16 protein-coding genes are annotated in these 15,219 nt (G+C 52.0%); 7 read left to right on the top strand and 9 right to left on the bottom strand.

Translation table 11 applies throughout. The features are described 5' to 3' along the window. Positions 1–70 precede the first annotated feature (70 nt). Positions 71–757 (top strand): CPBP family intramembrane glutamic endopeptidase, encoded by a 687-nt coding sequence (locus OGX83_RS06890; RefSeq protein ID WP_286587648.1) that lies wholly within the window; start codon positions 71–73, stop codon positions 755–757. Between the two features lie 33 nt (positions 758–790). Here OGX83_RS06890 and ynfM read toward each other — a convergent pair whose 3' ends face one another. After that, positions 791–2,044 carry a multidrug efflux MFS transporter YnfM/SxtP(Kp) gene (ynfM, locus tag OGX83_RS06885; RefSeq protein ID WP_003832886.1) on the bottom strand — a complete coding sequence of 418 codons (1,254 nt, stop codon included), beginning with the start codon at positions 2,042–2,044 and terminating at the stop codon, positions 791–793. Between the two features lie 107 nt (positions 2,045–2,151). Between ynfM and ynfL the strand changes: the two genes are divergently transcribed. The 3 genes from ynfL (at position 2,152) to bioD (ending at position 5,221) form a co-directional block, all read left to right on the top strand. Next, positions 2,152–3,051, top strand: a complete 900-nt coding sequence (gene ynfL, locus OGX83_RS06880; RefSeq protein WP_032943386.1) for a multidrug efflux transcriptional activator YnfL/SxtR(Kp) — start codon at positions 2,152–2,154, stop codon at positions 3,049–3,051. A gap of 128 nt (positions 3,052–3,179) precedes the next feature. After that, positions 3,180–4,400, top strand: coding sequence for a sugar metabolism global transcriptional regulator Mlc (gene mlc, locus OGX83_RS06875; protein WP_003832888.1), 1,221 nt, complete (start codon positions 3,180–3,182; stop codon positions 4,398–4,400). A 125-nt stretch (positions 4,401–4,525) separates the two neighbouring features. Next, positions 4,526–5,221 (top strand): dethiobiotin synthase, encoded by a 696-nt coding sequence (gene bioD / locus OGX83_RS06870; protein ID WP_020996409.1) that lies wholly within the window; start codon positions 4,526–4,528, stop codon positions 5,219–5,221. Here the strand turns inward: bioD and clcB are convergent. The 6 genes from clcB to OGX83_RS06840 all read right to left on the bottom strand — a co-directional run bounded on the left by clcB (position 5,177) and on the right by OGX83_RS06840 (position 11,622). Next, a complete protein-coding gene (gene clcB, locus OGX83_RS06865; RefSeq protein WP_137377883.1) occupies positions 5,177–6,466 on the bottom strand; it encodes a voltage-gated ClC-type chloride channel ClcB in 1,290 nt (429 codons plus the stop codon). The genes bioD and clcB overlap by 45 nt on opposite strands. A 119-nt stretch (positions 6,467–6,585) precedes the next feature. After that, positions 6,586–7,200: a Tat proofreading chaperone DmsD gene (dmsD, locus tag OGX83_RS06860; protein WP_186413412.1), complete on the bottom strand. Its 615-nt coding sequence runs from the start codon at positions 7,198–7,200 to the stop codon at positions 6,586–6,588. A 42-nt stretch (positions 7,201–7,242) separates the two neighbouring features. Further along, positions 7,243–8,097 carry a dimethyl sulfoxide reductase anchor subunit family protein gene (locus OGX83_RS06855; RefSeq protein WP_048235411.1) on the bottom strand — a complete coding sequence of 285 codons (855 nt, stop codon included), beginning with the start codon at positions 8,095–8,097 and terminating at the stop codon, positions 7,243–7,245. A 1-nt stretch (position 8,098) separates the two neighbouring features. After that, complete coding sequence (gene dmsB / locus OGX83_RS06850) at positions 8,099–8,716, bottom strand: dimethylsulfoxide reductase iron-sulfur subunit DmsB (protein WP_008784727.1); 618 nt, start codon at positions 8,714–8,716, stop codon at positions 8,099–8,101. Positions 8,717–8,726: 10 nt separating this feature from the next. Continuing rightward, on the bottom strand, positions 8,727–11,165 hold the full coding sequence (ynfE, locus tag OGX83_RS06845; protein WP_153687223.1) for a selenate/tellurate reductase subunit YnfE: 2,439 nt from the start codon (positions 11,163–11,165) through the stop codon (positions 8,727–8,729). A 148-nt stretch (positions 11,166–11,313) separates the two neighbouring features. Beyond that, positions 11,314–11,622 carry a DUF1161 domain-containing protein gene (locus tag OGX83_RS06840; protein WP_008784729.1) on the bottom strand — a complete coding sequence of 103 codons (309 nt, stop codon included), beginning with the start codon at positions 11,620–11,622 and terminating at the stop codon, positions 11,314–11,316. A gap of 102 nt (positions 11,623–11,724) precedes the next feature. On the opposite strand from OGX83_RS06840, the gene OGX83_RS06835 reads away from it, so the two are divergent. Continuing rightward, the gene (locus OGX83_RS06835) at positions 11,725–12,435 is read left to right on the top strand and encodes a YnfC family lipoprotein (protein WP_081003631.1); all 711 of its coding nucleotides are present in this window, start codon (positions 11,725–11,727) and stop codon (positions 12,433–12,435) included. Between the two features lie 6 nt (positions 12,436–12,441). Here the strand turns inward: OGX83_RS06835 and speG are convergent, their stop codons facing one another. Further along, positions 12,442–13,002, bottom strand: a complete 561-nt coding sequence (gene speG / locus OGX83_RS06830) for a spermidine N1-acetyltransferase (RefSeq protein WP_008784731.1) — start codon at positions 13,000–13,002, stop codon at positions 12,442–12,444. A gap of 35 nt (positions 13,003–13,037) precedes the next feature. Beyond that, positions 13,038–13,379: a DUF1283 family protein gene (locus OGX83_RS06825; protein ID WP_003032382.1), complete on the bottom strand. Its 342-nt coding sequence runs from the start codon at positions 13,377–13,379 to the stop codon at positions 13,038–13,040. A gap of 153 nt (positions 13,380–13,532) precedes the next feature. On the opposite strand from OGX83_RS06825, the gene OGX83_RS06820 reads away from it, so the two are divergent. Both OGX83_RS06820 and rspA read left to right on the top strand, forming a co-directional pair. Further along, entirely contained in the window at positions 13,533–13,859 is a 327-nt protein-coding gene (locus OGX83_RS06820; RefSeq protein ID WP_008784733.1) for a YnfA family protein, read from the top strand. A 107-nt stretch (positions 13,860–13,966) separates the two neighbouring features. Then, positions 13,967–15,181, top strand: a complete 1,215-nt coding sequence (gene rspA, locus OGX83_RS06815) for a starvation-sensing protein RspA (protein ID WP_043016367.1) — start codon at positions 13,967–13,969, stop codon at positions 15,179–15,181. Positions 15,182–15,219 lie beyond the last annotated feature (38 nt).

Below are 15,219 nucleotides of genomic sequence, written 5' to 3'. Positions count from 1 at the left end.
GTGATAATGAGAATTTTTATCATGCATAGGTAATTCATCAACTTATCTTCGATGAGCGCAAGGAGATCGTATGTCACAGGATGCCGACAACCAGTATATCGCCAGGACTAAAGCAGTTGCTGGCTGCTTTTCAATGTTTTTACTGATGTTTGGCCTCACGTTTACCCCGTTGTTTTTCCCCGCGAGTCAGGACCTGCTTGCCAAAGGGTTACTTTTTCCGCTGCTGTTTGCGCTGGAATTTGTTGTGCTGGTTCCGCTGTATTATTTCTTCTTTAGAAAAAGAGAGGGACTGGGCAAAGGCATTTTCAACGCCAGGTGGTTTGCCATTTTGTTCGCGGCGCTGCTGTTTATTCAGCTTATCCTGCCATTGATTTTGGGTCTCAGACAAACTGAAGCGTGGGTGACCAGCCAAATATCCTTAAGTAGTTATGCGTTGTGGTTATCTACGTTGACCCTGATATTTATCGCGCCAGTTTATGAAGAAATTGTTTTCAGAGGCTGTTTATTCAACGCGTTCCAGTACTGGTTCAATAATAAAACCTGGCTGTCGTCAGTGGTGGTATCGGTCATTTTTGCCATCATGCATACGCAGTATGTGGATCTACGCACGTTGCTGATGTTGTTTCTTGTGTCGCAGGTGTTGATCCTGGCCAGACTGAAAAGCAACGGTCTGTTGATGCCAATTTTGCTGCATATAGTGATGAACGGGACAGTTGTTGCTCTGCAGATGGCGGCTCAGACGTTACAGCCAGGGTGATGAAGGTGATGCCCGGAACCCGGGCATCGCGGATTATACGTGCAGACGATGGTGCAAACGCGCACCGACCAGCAACGCCAACACCAGCATCAGGGCGATAAATCCGCCCACGCCGTTCCAGCCATAGCTGTGCCAGAACACACCGCCCAGCGTACCGGCAATACTGGATCCCAGATAATAGCTGAACAGATACAGGGAAGAAGCCTGGCCTTTAGCGCGTTTTGCTCGTGGTCCAATCCAACTGCTTGCTACGGAGTGCGCGGCAAAGAACCCGGCTGAAAAGAGCAGCATCCCGGCGAAGATCAGCCATAGCGATGTGAACAGGGTCATCAAAAGTCCAACCAGCATCACGCCTGTTGAAAAGAGCATTACCGGGCCACGGCCATAACGAGTGGTCATAGAACCCGCCTTTGGCGAACTCCAGGTCCCGGTCAGATACGCCACAGATAACAAACCTACAACCGCCTGGCTGAGCTCCCACGGGGAGAGCATCAGGCGGTAGCCGATATAATTAAACAGCGTGACAAACGATCCCATCAGTAAAAAACCTTCCGCAAACAGCAGCGGCAAACCTTTGTCGCGCCAGTGCAAGCGGAAGTTGATAAACAACGTTTTCGGGCGCAGCGACGTTGGTCTGAAATGACGAGATTCCGGCAGGATTTTCCAGAACATCAGTGCAGAGGCAAGGGCAAAACAGCCGATCGCCGCCAGCGCGATACGCCAGTTAAAAAAGTCGGTAAACACGCCGCTGATCAAGCGACCACTCATTCCGCCAATTGAGTTACCGCTGATATACAGGCCCATTGAGAAGGCGACGAAACTGGGATGAATTTCTTCACTCAGATAGGTCATCCCTACCGCTGCGACGCCGCTCAGTGAAAGTCCTATCAGAGCACGCATGATTAAAATACCGTGCCAGCTGGTCATCATCGTTGAAAGCAGCGTACAACAAGAGGCGAGCAGCAGCGCGGTAACCATCACCGGCTTGCGGCCAATAGCATCTGAAAGTGGGCCGGTAAACAGTAACCCTATCGCCAGCATCGCCGTCGAGATGGAAAGCGAGATACTGCTGCTTGCGGGAGAAACCCCAAACTCGTGCGAGAGCACTGGCAGTATGGGTTGAACGCAATAGAGGAGGGCAAAAGTCGCCAGTCCGGCAGAAAACAGCGCCAGCGTGACGCGCATAAATGGGGATGTTCCGCGTTTGATAAAACCATCCGGCGGGGTAACTATCTGTTCATCAACATCGCTTGTTGGCGCGGTATCGACAGTTGTTGTACGGCTCACTTGAAATCCTTGCTCATTCAATTACGTCTACAGGACCAGCCTTAAGAGTATGAAAATCACAATATTCTGTCTAATATATTAATAATCTCAAATAATACTTTTAAAATATGAATATCGAACTGCGTCATTTACGTTACTTTGTGGCCGTTGCCGAAGAGTTGCATTTTGGTCGGGCTGCGGCGCGGTTAAACATTTCGCAACCGCCGCTAAGCCAGCAGATCCAGATCCTTGAGCAGCAGGTTGGCGCCCGGTTACTTGCCCGAACTAACCGTAGCGTGGCGCTGACCTCTGCCGGAAAGCAGTTTCTGGCGGACAGTCGGCAGATCCTCGGGCTGGTTAATGAAGCCGCCGCCAGGGCTGAGCGTTTGCATCTGGGAGAAGCAGGGGAATTGCGTATCGGCTTTACGTCGTCCGCGCCGTTTATCAAAGCGGTTTCAGATACGTTATCGCTGTTTCGCCAAAGCTACCCGGCAGTGCATATGCAAACCCGTGAAATGAACACGCGTGAGCAAATTGCCCCGCTCAATGAAGGAACGCTGGATTTGGGACTTCTGCGTAATACGCAGCTTCCGGAAACGCTGGAGCGTGAAATCATTCTGCATGAACCACTGATGGCGATGATCCCACGCGCGCATCCGTTGGCGCAAAAACCCGTGGTCACGTTGGCCGAGCTGGCGAATGAGCCATTTGTCTTTTTTGACCCCCATGTGGGGACAGGGTTGTATGACGATATTCTGGGCCTGATGCGTCGCTATGGACTGAAGCCGACGATTGCGCAGGAGGTTGGCGAGGCGATGACTATCATTGGGCTGGTGGCCGCAGGATTAGGGGTTTCTATACTTCCTGCTTCTTTTAAACGGGTGCAACTGTATGAAATGTGTTGGATCCCGATAGCGGAAGAAGATGCTGTCTCGGAAATGTGGTTAGTGTGGCCAAAGCATCATGAGCAAAGTCACGCCGCGCAACGCTTTCGCGAGCAGCTTCTGGCGGCCGTTCAGAGCGGTTAATTTAGTTTAAAAATGGGCGAAAATGTGCAGTAAATCACAAGGCTAAGTAAAAAGTTGACGGAAGCCATTGAAGTGCTTCACCATAGCCCGCAGATTATTTCGGAGCGCGAAAATAAAGGGAGTAAGTGGTGGTTGCTGATAGTCAGCCTGGGCATATCGATCAAATTAAGCAGACCAATGCGGGTGCGGTTTATCGCCTGATTGATCAGCTGGGTCCGGTATCGCGTATTGATCTCTCCCGCCTGGCACAATTGGCGCCTGCCAGCATTACCAAAATTGTCCGCGAAATGCTCGAAGCGCATCTGGTGCAAGAGCTGGAAATTAAGGAAGCGGGTAGCCGTGGTCGTCCGGCCGTTGGGCTGGTTGTCGAAACGGAGGCCTGGCACTACTTATCCATTCGTATCAGTCGTGGCGAGATTTTTCTGGCGCTACGCGATCTGAGCAGCAAGCTGGTGGTTGAAGATTGTCTTGAAATGGCGCTGGTCAGCGAAACACCGTTGCTGGATCGCGTGATAACCCAGGTCGATCAGTTTTTCATCCGCCACCAGCAAAAGCTGGAGCGCTTAACCTCCATTGCCATCACCTTACCCGGTATTATCGATACTGAAAACGGTATCGTTCATCGCATGCCATTTTACGAAGATGTCAAAGAGATGCCGTTGGGCGAAGCGCTTGAGAACCATACCGGCGTGCCGGTGTATATTCAGCACGATATCAGCGCCTGGACGATGGCCGAGGCGCTTTTTGGCGCATCGCGCGGTGCGCGCGACGTCATTCAGGTGGTGATCGATCATAACGTGGGTGCAGGGGTGATCACTGACGGCCATTTGCTGCATGCAGGCAGCAGTAGCCTGGTGGAGATTGGCCATACGCAGGTCGATCCCTACGGTAAACGCTGCTACTGCGGCAACCATGGTTGTCTGGAAACAATCGCCAGTGTCGACAGCGTGCTCGAATTGGCGCAGGTGCGGCTGAAGCAGTCAATGAGTTCTTCTCTACATGGACAACCGTTAACGGTAGACGCGCTGTGCCTGGCGGCCATGCAGGGTGATTTATTGGCGAAAGATATCATTAGCGGCGTTGGGACCCACGTCGGTCGAATTCTTGCCATCATGGTGAATTTGTTCAACCCGCAAAAGATATTGATTGGCTCTCCGCTCAGTAAAGCGGCAGATATCTTGTTCCCAACCATCGCTGACAGCATTCGTCAGCAGGCGCTTCCGGCTTACAGTCAGCACATAGTCGTTGAAAGTACCCAGTTTACCAATCAGGGGACGATGGCGGGGGCGGCACTCGTGAAGGACGCGATGTATAACGGTTCTTTGTTGATTCGTCTATTACAGGGTTAACATTTTTTAACTGTTGTACGAAAAATTGCGCTATCTCAAGCTGATCCTGGTCGTCATACCTTAGACTTTCTCCACTGTTTTATTTTCCTGACTTATATTTTCAAAGCATAACGGTGGAGTTAGTGATGCTGAAGCGTTTCTTTATTACAGGTACAGACACTTCTGTTGGGAAGACCGTGGTTTCCCGCGCATTACTACAAGCGTTAGCGTCAGGGGGTAAAAGCGTTGCGGGTTACAAACCTGTAGCCAAAGGAAGCAAAGAGACGCCTGAAGGTCTGCGCAACAAAGATGCACTGGTACTGCAAAGTGTGTCATCTATCGAGCTGCCTTATGAGGCGATTAACCCAATTGCGTTGAGCGAAGATGAAAGTAGCGTGGCGCATAGTGGTCCGGTCAATTACACCCTGTTATCCAACGGTCTCGCAAGCCTCAGCGAAAAAGTCGATCACGTTGTCGTGGAAGGCACCGGAGGCTGGCGGAGCTTGATGAACGATCTGCGTCCGTTATCGGAGTGGGTGGTGCAGGAACAACTGCCGGTGCTGATGGTAGTGGGTATCCAGGAAGGCTGTATTAATCATGCGATCCTCACCGCGCAGGCGATAGCCAGCGACGGACTGCCGTTGATTGGCTGGGTTGCGAATCGCATTAACCCGGGGCTGGCGCATTATGCGGAAATCATTGATGTGCTGGGTAAAAAATTACCTGCACCGCTGATCGGTGAACTGCCTTATCTGCCTCGTGCAGAGCAGCGTGAGTTGTCGCAGTACATCCGCCTGTCAATGCTCGGCAGCGTGCTGTCGGTAGATAGAGTCGTGGCGTAACGTACGCGACAGTACCGACGCCAGGACACAGGCAATCAGTAATCCGGGGAGCAGGCGATACTCCCCGGTCATTTCACAAACCATCAACGTCGACATTATTGGTGCATGCGTGGTAGCTGCCAGCAGCGTGGCCATCCCCGTTAATCCCAGCAAAATGGCAATTTCATCCGAGCCCGGAAGCCATAATCCCCATACCTGACCCAGCAACATGCCCACCGACAAGCCGACAAACAGCGTTGGCGTAAACACGCCACCCGGGGCACCGGATCCACTGCTGGCAAGCACCGCCAGTAATTTGCAGATAAAAATCCCGCTAACCACTGCCAGCAGCGGTGGTGAAAGTAAATATGACTGCACCACGCTGTAGCCATTACCCCAGACCGTAGGCGTGAGCAATGAAAGCAGGCCAACGATCAACCCGCCAAGCGCCAGTTGCCACGGTGGCGAGAGTTTTAAGCGCAAAAATACATTATGGCTGGCGGTCATCAACCACATGAAGAGCGGTCCGCAGATGCCAGCAGCCAGACCGGTGCTGATAATCATAACGTATTCCAGAACATGTAATTCCCGCGACAGGTGCACGGTATACAGCAGCGCATTGCTGTCGCTAAGCAGATTGGTGGTGAGTAATGCGACTACGGCGGACACCACTACCGGTCCCAGTGAGGCGAGGATCAGCGTGCCAAACAATACTTCGGCAATAAATAAACTGCCCGCCAGCGGGGCATGATAGGCTCCAGCCATACCTGCAGCGGCGCCGCAGGCAATCCATAACTTCCATTCTGTACGCGGGGTAAAGCGTTGAGCAAAGCAGGAGGCCGCCAGCGCCGCCAGTAAAATCATGGCACCTTCACGTCCGATGGCGCTCCCGCTGGCGACGACCAGTAACGAGGCCAGCGATTTCACCAGGCTTGCACTGACGTCAAATTGTCCGTCGGTTTGCAGGGCTTCCATATAATCAGTGGGGGCCTGCGGACGTAAACGGTTAAATTTTTGCCAACCCCACAGTAGTAATCCAGCCGCCAGGCCGCCGAGTGCAGGTGTCAGCATACGCCTTAAAGGCGAAAGGTTTGTCGCTGCGTTGACCAGACTTCCCGTGTTGTTGCTCAGAAACAACCATTCGAGAAGCAGCATGGCATGACGAAATCCTGCGACGGCCAGCGCAGCAAGGACGCCAATCAACGCGGCGAACAGCAGGCGGCGGAACATTGCTCGCAGGTCAGGGTAAGCATGTAAATGATGCATGAGTGACCAGACTGGAAAATTCAGACGCTCTATTTTGCGGCTATTAGGCAACAGAAGCAAAAGCTCAGCGTGCGCAACAGGATGCACCACAGGCAGGACAATTCCTGCCTGTGACGAAATTAACGGAACAAAGGCTTATCGGCTACCGGGATCAGTAACTGTGATTGCCACTGTGCCAGCGTCAGGCGCGCCAGCTCACCAAGCGCCTGGTAGAACGGGTGATCGGCTTTTTCGATAAACACATTAAGAAAGCGTGATGACCATGGGAACAGATGCCAGGCCAGCAGTTGCTCGCACTCGGTGTGGCGTTCGTTCTCGGCAAGCCAGGCCGTCAGCAACAGCAGCGAACCAAAGTGATCTTCTGGCTCATTTTGCTGCATGGCAAACTGGATGCCGTTGTCCCGCATCCACTGGCGTAATGCCAGCGTGGAGTCGCCAAACAACACGTTTTCACGATCCAGCCAGACGGAACCCCATGGCGGAGAAGGGAGCGCATAAGGCCCAACAAACAGACGTTGCCAGGCCTGCGGGAGAGACTCATCAGCCTCAGCCTGAAACTGATCGACTAACGACGAAAGCGTTGTTTTTTCAAGCGGCCACTGCGACTGCCAGCCATCGGTTCTTAACGCACTGACCAGTGCCGAAGCTTCTGCACTGTCTGGGGCATAGTAAAATAGCGCGCCGAGCACGCGCGCTGCGGTAGAAAAGTTGTCACGTTGTGAAAAATGGGTCATGCAAACAATCCTGAACAGTGCGGGTTGCCCCGCACCCGAAAGTTAACCTGCGACAGCCATTCCGACTGTCATATGTAAACCGTAAAACAAACCGCGGCCAATGATTTCACCGACAAGCACCAGAATTAACCCGAGCGCCAACCCGCCAACGGACGGTCCTTTGCGACGGATCAACGGACATATCCAGCAACCCAGACCCGCGGCCAGCAGCAGGACTCGCCAGACCTGTAAACTGCCGTAGTCGGGAACCAGTGCACTGGCGGATTGTACCGAACTGTGGATCTCGCCGAGTGACAGTCCCTGCAACACAATAACGGCCACCGTAACCAGCAGAGCCAATACGCTGATACCGGCGAATCTGGCGGCGTTAAAAGAAACACCTGCAGCACGCAGCAGCAGAGCGGCAAATAGCGGTCCACTGAGCAGCATCGTCATGAAAAACGCCAGTGTAGTATAACCGTTATACCAGGTTGGGACGGTGTCTATCTGGTAGACGTTGGTCATCGCAAAGACAAATACCAGGCCCAGCAACATGCTCAACAGCATCCAGATTTTACCTAACGCTGCGGGCATTTTACCGAGAAACGCCACCAGCCACCACAGGCCACCGACGGCGAAAAACAGCGAACCGCTGGCGATTTCGTTACTTAGCGCCGATGCGCCAATTCTGTTCAGCGAGTTAAACGCGCGCAGCGGCGAACCTAAATGCATGATCGAGGCGAGAAAGGCGATGCCCATTACCAGCCAGAGAAAAAACATACTGCGAACGATACGTTGTTTTGCCAACTCGTCTTTAGCGGTCAGCCAGCCGTAACCACTGACGATCAGCGCCCCGGCTACGCACTGGCCCAGCACCGTGAACAGTACCAGCGGCCATTCATGCCATCCATTTCCCATTTTACACCTCCTTTGGATTAGCCAGAAAACCCGTGGTATCCCCGGTCGGGCGGCAATTGGCGTTTGGTTTGATCACAATATTTGGTTTGGTGAAGTGCGCACCCGGCAGCGGGGCGACGGCAGCCAGTTCACCATGTTTTTTGCGCAGTTCGTCGATGGGGCCAAAATCCAGCGCACGCAGCGGACAGGACTCGACGCAGATGGGCTTTTTGCCGTCTGCCACACGATCATGGCAGCCATCACACTTGGTCATATGTCCTTTTGCAGCATTGTACTGTGGCGCACCGTACGGGCAGGCCATATGACAGTAGCGACAGCCAATGCACACGTCTTCATCGACCACCACAAAACCATCCTCACGCTTATGCATCGCACCACTTGGGCAAACCTTGGTGCAGGCCGGATCCTCGCAGTGGTTACAGGAGATGGAGAGATAGTAGGCAAAAACGTTCTGGTGCCAGACACCGTTGTCTTCCTGCCAGTCACCACCTGCGTATTCGTAAATCCGCCGGAAACTGACGTCAGGGGTGAGGTCTTTGTAGTCTTTGCAGGCCAGCTCGCAGGTTTTGCACCCGGTGCAACGACTGGAATCAATAAAAAATCCATACTGAGTTGTCATGGGTTAGTCCTTAAACCTTCTCGATCTCGACCAGATTAGTGTGCTGTGGGTTGCCTTTTGCCAGCGGTGAAGGGCGCTGTGTTGTCAGCGTATTAACGCAGGCACCATGGTCAATTTTGTCGCCGGCCATATCCGCATCGTGCCATGCACCCTGGCCCATTGCGCTGACGCCAGGCAGGATCCGTGGCGTCACTTTGGCCGGAATACGTACTTCCCCGCGGTCGTTAAAGACCCGCACCATATCGCCATTTGCAATACCACGTTTTTGGGCATCGACGGGATTGATCCACACTTCCTGACGACAGGACGCCTGCAGAACATCGATATTGCCGTAGCTGGAGTGCGTACGGGATTTGTAATGGAAGCCAAACAACTGCAGCGGAAATGCGCTGCGTTTGGGATCGTCCCACCCTTCAAACGTGGAGGCGTAGACGGGAAGTGGGCTAATTACTTCATCCTTCTGCAACTCCCATGTGTTGGCAATTTTCGCCAGCCGGCTGGAGTAAATTTCAATCTTTCCAGACGGTGTTTTGAGCGGATTGGCCTGCGGATTGTCGCGGAATTTTTTATAAGCGACAAAATGCCCGTTAGGATCTTTGCGTTTATAGATCCCCATTTTTTTCAGCTCGTCATAAGAAGGGAGCGCGGGGTCCTTGGCCAGCATTTTTGCATACAGATACTGGAGCCATTGTTCCTGAGTACGGCCTTCCGTAAACCGTTGATAGATATCATTGCCAAGGCGTTTGGCGACTTCGCTCATTATCCAGTAGATCGGTTTGCGCTCGAACTTCGGTGACGTCGCGGGTTGAATAAAAATGAGGTATCCCATGTTGCCCGCATAGTCGTTAGGAATGATGTCTTCCTGTTCGACGGTCATTAGGTCCGGCAGCAGGATATCGGCGTATTTCGCCGAAGATGTCATGAAATTTTCGATGACCACTATCATTTCGCATTTCGTATCATCCTGAAGGATCTCATGCGTTTTATTGATATCTGAGTGCTGATTAGTAATGGTGTTGCCCGCGTAGTTCCAGATAAATTTAATCGGTACATCGAGCTTATCTTTCCCGCGCACGCCATCGCGGGTTGCGGTCATTTCCGGACCCCGGGCGATGGCGTCGGTCCAGCTAAAGCAGGATATCTGGGTCTTGATGGGATTATCCGGCAGCGGCATGCGTTCAATCGTGATGGTGTAGGTTGATTCTCGTGCACCGCTATTGCCGCCGTTGATGCCAACGTTGCCGGTCAGGATTGGCAGCATTGCGATCGCGCGCGAAGTCAGTTCGCCGTTAGCCTGACGTTGTGGACCCCAACCCTGACAAATATACGCCGGTTTTGTACTACCGATTTCTCGTGCCAGTTTAATGATGCGCTCGGCCGGGATCCCTGTGACATGCGAGGCCCATTGGGGCGTTTTAGCGACACCGTCATCGCCATTGCCAAGTATATAGGCCTTGTAATGTCCGTTAGCGGGGGCGTCAGCGGGTAGGGTTTTCTCGTCATAACCGACGCAATATGTGTCAAGGAATGCCTGGTCGACGAGATCTTCGTTAATCAGGACCCAGGCGATTCCCGCCACCAGTGCGGCATCGGTCCCCGGACGGATAGGGATCCACTCATCTTCACGACCCGCAGCGGTATCGGTATAACGCGGGTCGATGACGATCATGCGGGCGTTAGAACGCTCGCGGGCCTGCTCAAGGAAGTATGTTATGCCACCGCCGCTCATGCGCGTTTCGGCAGGGTTATTGCCGAACATCACCACCAGCTTCGTGTTTTCAATGTCGGAGGTACTGTTGCCGTCATTTGAGCCGTAGGTGTAAGGCATTGCCGCCGCGATTTGTGCGGTACTGTATGTGCCGTAATGGCTCAGAAATCCGCCATAGCAGTTCATCAATCGAGCGACCAGCGAGGCATAAGGGGAGGAGCGAGTAATATTGCCGCCGACAATGCCAGAGGTGTAGTTGATGTACACGGCCTCATTACCGTATTTTTGTACGGTATTTTTTAAACTGGTGCTGATGGTATCCAGCGCTTCCTGCCAGGTTATGCGTTCGAATTTACCCTCACCGCGTTTGCCCACGCGCTTCATAGGATAATTGAGGCGATCCGGATGATTGATCCGTCGACGGATTGAGCGTCCACGTAAACAGGCACGCACCTGGTGCTGACCATAAATATCGTCTCCGGTCGTATCAGACTCCACCCATACGACCTCGTCATCTTTGACGTGGAGTTGCAGGGCACAACGACTGCCGCAGTTCACAGAACAAGCGCCCCAAACCACTTTCTCTTCAGCCGGTTGTATCGCCTGTTGTACCGCAGCAGCTGCGGTGCGCATCCCAAAAGGTAACGATAACCCGCCAGCGGCAAGCGCCAACGAACCTATAGCCGAGGATTTCACTAACATCCTGCGGCTAATGCCTCCATATTGCTCAGTATCAGACATAACTCACTCCATTATAGTTATCGCTATATATTAATCTCTACAGCGAAATTAATAGCATGCTAATAATAGAGTGAGTTTACCCATTTATGAGTATGGCATCTTAATGCATATCAAACTGGAGTAACCCTCCGCGTACGGAGGGTATGATTTATTGCGGTTCGGCGACGTGCCCGTCCTGTGCAGGCGAGCTGTTGGCAGGGGCGTTTCCACTGTTAGTCCGGGTGTAGAGAATTTTGTGCGTATCGTTTGCACAATGTCCTACCACCAGTGAATCAGGTTGATCGGCCTGATCGTTGGGGACAATGTTCAGCGTAAAACTGGACTCTGCGACGCCATTATTGATGATGCGCTGCTCGATATCGCTTTTCACGCGTTCACATGACGCAGGTGCGGCCAGAACCTGTGGGGATGCAACTGCCAGTAAGATCGCGGCAATTCCTGTTACGTATTTCATCATCAGCTCCTTTATGATCGACATAGACTAAGATTAGCATTTCTGGTGTAAATAACTGTATTTGCTAATATGATTGAGAATTATCTTCTTATCCCGGTGAAAAATGTGAAGAAACAGACCCTGTTAGGTTTCCTGTGTGTCGTGCTGGTTGGGTGTGATAACGCCAAAGGGCTGGTTTCCTTTACGCCGGAAATGGCCAGTTTTTCCAATGAGTTTGATTTCGATCCGCTGCGCGGGCCGGTGAAAGATTTCAGTCAAACGCTGCTCAACGACAAAGGTGAGGTCACCAAGCGCGTCGCTGGTACCCTGTCACAGGAAGGGTGTTTCGATACACTTGAACTGCACGATATCGAAAACAATACCGGTATGGCGCTGGTCCTGGATGCTAACTACTATCGGGATGCCGAAACGCTGGAAAAACGGATCCGTTTACAGGGCAAATGCCAACTGGCGGAACTGCCTGCTGCAGGTGTGGTGTGGGATACCGACGATAACGGTTTTGTCGTTTCCGCCACGGGGAAAGAGATGAAGGTGCAGTATCGATATGATGCCGAAGGCTACCCGCTGGGCAAAACAACCGTCAGTAAGGACAGTACTTTGCAGGTTGATGCTAAACCGTCGGTTGACCCATTGAAGAAGTTAGATTACACCGCGGTGAGCATGCTCAACAATCATCCGTTAGGCAATGTCAAACAAACGTGCAAATACGATGAATACGCAAATCCGATCAACTGCCAGCTTGTTATCGTTGATGAGAGCGTGAAGCCGGCAGTTGAACATCATTACTCGATTGAAAACACGATCGACTACTACTAGTCGTGTTTACTGAGCGGTAGGCGGCAGCAGATTAGGGCCTGCCGTTTTGTGCTCTGCCAGATACTGCTGCTGGAAGATACACATACGAATCGTGTTGCGGTATTGGCCGTTGATAAAGAACTCATGGATCAGCTCGCCTTCCACCATAAAACCGAGTTTACGGTAAATGTGGATAGCCTTTTCGTTCTCTTTATCGACGATCAGATACAGCTTATAGAGGTTGAGCACGGTAAAGCCATAGTCCATTGCCAGCTTTGCTGCCCGTGAGGCCAGACCCTTCCCCTGATATTCCGGCGAAATAATAATCTGGAATTCGGCCCGGCGGTGTACATGGTTAATTTCAACCAATTCCACCAGCCCGGCTTTTTCACCGTCGCACTCCACCACGAAGCGGCGTTCGCTTTGGTCGTGGATGTGTTTGTCATACAGGTCTGACAGCTCAACAAACGCTTCGTAAGGCTCTTCGAACCAGTAGCGCATTACGCTGGCATTATTATCAAGCTGATGGACGAATCGTAAATCTTCACGCTCCAGCGGGCGCAACTTAACACTGAGGGCGCTAGTCATATCGTATCCTTTCAATATCCTTCAAAGTGCAATGATTATGGGGCAACGGTGCGGCCAGTACGGCGGTCGAGGCAGCGCAGGGTGTTAGGTTCCCAGTACGCATTAATATTAGCGCTTTGCTCGCACTTATCACGGCTATCAAAGGCCGTATCGGCTTTGTCCCACTCTTTCTCTGCACGTTTATTGACTTTCTGGCGAAGCTGACGCGTATCGTTCCATTGTTCCTTTTCCATTGCGGCTTGTTGACGACTTTGCGCACTGTCTCCGGATTCAATGACCAGTTTACTGGTTTCAGCAAATGCCGAAGAGGTGTACACAGCCGCAGCCAGCGTCAGCATAGCCGTCAGGCACAGGCGTTTGGTCAGTGTAATTTTCATGGTGAATTCCTTTTATGGGAAAGGGTAAAAACGATAAAACAGGGTTAAATTCTACACTATTCCAGTTTGCGGGCATACCCACCCGGTGGATATGGATACGCTAACGAGATTCTGTCGTATCATGGTTAAACCGAAGGTAACTGAATAACACCAATGCTTAAGACCACATTTCTTTTTTTCATCACCGCGTTATGCGAAATCATTGGCTGCTTTTTACCCTGGCTTTGGCTTAAGCGAGGAGCTACAGCCTGGTTGCTGATACCCGCCGGGGTGTCACTGGCTTTATTCGTCTGGTTGCTGACACTGCATCCGGCAGCCAGCGGGCGTGTATACGCAGCCTATGGCGGTGTTTACGTGGTGACCGCGCTGCTATGGCTACGTATTGTCGATGGTGTAAAACTCAGTTTGTATGACTGGTCTGGCGCGCTGGTGGCGTTGTGCGGCATGCTGATCATTGTGGCTGGATGGGGGCGCGCATAGCGCCTTTTTTGTGATCAAACAGCGCTTTTTTGATCTTCATACTTGTATGGTAGTAGTTCAGTTGAGTAAATTTCCTGCATCACAAGAACAGATGTAGGGAATAAGAAATGAAGATTGTTGGGGCTGAAGTGTTTGTCACCTGTCCTGGGCGTAATTTTGTAACGTTGAAAATTACGACAGAAGATGGGATCACCGGGCTGGGAGATGCCACGTTAAATGGACGCGAGCTGTCCGTGGCGTCCTATCTGAAAGATCACGTGTGTCCGCAGCTTATTGGTCGCGATGCGCATCGTATTGAGGACATCTGGCAGTTTTTCTACAAAGGCGCTTACTGGCGTCGTGGTCCGGTCACCATGTCGGCGATTTCTGCGGTGGATATGGCTCTCTGGGATATCAAAGCGAAAGCGGCGAATATGCCGTTGTACCAGTTGCTCGGCGGTGCTTCTCGTGAAGGGGTTATGGTCTACTGCCACACCACAGGCCATACCGTTGATGACGTACTCGAAGATTATGCGCGTCATAAAGAAATGGGCTTTAAAGCGATTCGCGTACAGTGCGGCGTGCCGGGTATGAAAACCACTTACGGTATGTCTAAAGGCAAAGGACAGGCCTACGAACCCGCCACCAAAGGGCAATGGCCGGAAGAGCAGTTGTGGTCAACGGAGAAATACCTGGATTTCACACCAAAATTGTTTGCTGCCGTGCGTGACAAGTTTGGTTTTAACGAACATCTCCTGCACGACATGCACCACCGTCTGACGCCAATTGAAGCGGCCCGTTTTGGCAAAAGCATTGAACAGTACCGTTTGTTCTGGATGGAAGATCCAACGCCAGCTGAAAACCAGGAGTGCTTCCGCCTGATCCGCCAGCATACGGTCACGCCGATTGCGGTAGGGGAAGTGTTCAACAGCATCTGGGACTGTAAACAGCTTATTGAAGAACAACTGATCGACTATATCCGCACCACCATCACCCATGCGGGTGGTATCACCGGTATGCGCCGGATTGCCGATTTCGCGTCGCTGTATCAGGTTCGTACAGGTTCACATGGACCTTCCGATCTGTCGCCTGTGTGCATGGCCGCCGCGCTGCATTTTGATCTGTGGGTACCGAACTTCGGCGTACAGGAATATATGGGCTATTCCGAGCAAATGCTGGAGGTGTTCCCACATAACTGGACCTTTGATAACGGCTATATGCACCCAGGAGACAAACCTGGTCTTGGGATCGAGTTTGACGAAAAACTGGCGGCGAAATATCCGTATGACCCTGCATATCTGCCCGTTGCTCGCCTGGAAGATGGCACGCTGTGGAACTGGTAAATATAAATTTTACGTACGAAAGATGTTGATTAACCCAA

The organism is Citrobacter sp. Cpo074, assembly GCF_030332745.1.
Lineage (GTDB): Bacteria > Pseudomonadota > Gammaproteobacteria > Enterobacterales > Enterobacteriaceae > Citrobacter > Citrobacter portucalensis.
The sequence above is the reverse complement of the archived record's forward strand: the minus strand, read 5'-3'. Positions and strand labels throughout refer to the sequence as shown.

Excerpts from the sequence above, each read along its gene's own strand:
- OGX83_RS06825 (WP_003032382.1), bottom strand. The coding sequence starts at position 13,379 with ATGAAAATTACACTGACCAAACGCCTGTGCCTGACGGCTATGCTGACG.
- rspA (WP_043016367.1), top strand. The coding sequence starts at position 13,967 with ATGAAGATTGTTGGGGCTGAAGTGTTTGTCACCTGTCCTGGGCGTAAT.
- clcB (WP_137377883.1), bottom strand. The coding sequence starts at position 6,466 with ATGCATCATTTACATGCTTACCCTGACCTGCGAGCAATGTTCCGCCGC.
- OGX83_RS06855 (WP_048235411.1), bottom strand. The coding sequence starts at position 8,097 with ATGGGAAATGGATGGCATGAATGGCCGCTGGTACTGTTCACGGTGCTG.
- OGX83_RS06820 (WP_008784733.1), top strand. The coding sequence starts at position 13,533 with ATGCTTAAGACCACATTTCTTTTTTTCATCACCGCGTTATGCGAAATC.
- speG (WP_008784731.1), bottom strand. The coding sequence starts at position 13,002 with ATGACTAGCGCCCTCAGTGTTAAGTTGCGCCCGCTGGAGCGTGAAGAT.
- dmsB (WP_008784727.1), bottom strand. The coding sequence starts at position 8,716 with ATGACAACTCAGTATGGATTTTTTATTGATTCCAGTCGTTGCACCGGG.
- ynfL (WP_032943386.1), top strand. The coding sequence starts at position 2,152 with ATGAATATCGAACTGCGTCATTTACGTTACTTTGTGGCCGTTGCCGAA.
- ynfE (WP_153687223.1), bottom strand. The coding sequence starts at position 11,165 with ATGTCTGATACTGAGCAATATGGAGGCATTAGCCGCAGGATGTTAGTG.
- OGX83_RS06840 (WP_008784729.1), bottom strand. The coding sequence starts at position 11,622 with ATGATGAAATACGTAACAGGAATTGCCGCGATCTTACTGGCAGTTGCA.
- bioD (WP_020996409.1), top strand. The coding sequence starts at position 4,526 with ATGCTGAAGCGTTTCTTTATTACAGGTACAGACACTTCTGTTGGGAAG.
- dmsD (WP_186413412.1), bottom strand. The coding sequence starts at position 7,200 with ATGACCCATTTTTCACAACGTGACAACTTTTCTACCGCAGCGCGCGTG.
- OGX83_RS06890 (WP_286587648.1), top strand. The coding sequence starts at position 71 with ATGTCACAGGATGCCGACAACCAGTATATCGCCAGGACTAAAGCAGTT.